Origin of the sequence: Streptomyces sp. PT12, from assembly GCF_003311645.1 — a bacterium.
In the GTDB taxonomy this organism is placed as follows: domain Bacteria; phylum Actinomycetota; class Actinomycetes; order Streptomycetales; family Streptomycetaceae; genus Streptomyces.
The window spans coordinates 1-357 of the sequence record NZ_QEST01000016.1 but is presented as its reverse complement, the minus strand read 5'-3'; the positions used below and the strand labels follow the sequence as shown (position 1 = coordinate 357).

The 357-nt window shown below is 69.7% G+C and carries 1 protein-coding gene; it reads right to left on the bottom strand.

Going from position 1 to position 357, the window contains the following annotated elements; translation table 11 throughout:
- Positions 1-357, bottom strand: a 357-nt coding sequence (locus DEH69_RS02145; RefSeq protein ID WP_147255336.1) for a beta-ketoacyl synthase N-terminal-like domain-containing protein, incomplete at both ends; no start/stop codon positions are given.

Here is a 357-nt window from a genome sequence, read left to right as displayed (position 1 = left end):
ACGCCCGTGCTGGTGCCGCGCAGCGAGGTCGGGTCGATGCCCGCGCGCTCCAACGCCTCCCACGACGTTTCCAGCAACAACCGCTGCTGCGGATCCATCGCCAACGCCTCACGCGGCGAAATACCGAAGAACCCCGCGTCGAAATCCGCCACCCCGTCCAGGAACCCACCATGCCGCACATACGACGTACCAGGCCGGTCCGGATCCGCGTCATAGAGACCGTCCAGATCCCAGCCCCGGTCGTCGGGGAACGCGGAGACGCCGTCGACGCCCTGGTCCACCAGGCGCCACAGATCATCGGGCGAGGCCACCCCGCCCGGCAGGCGGCACGCCATGCCGACGATCGCGATCGGCTCG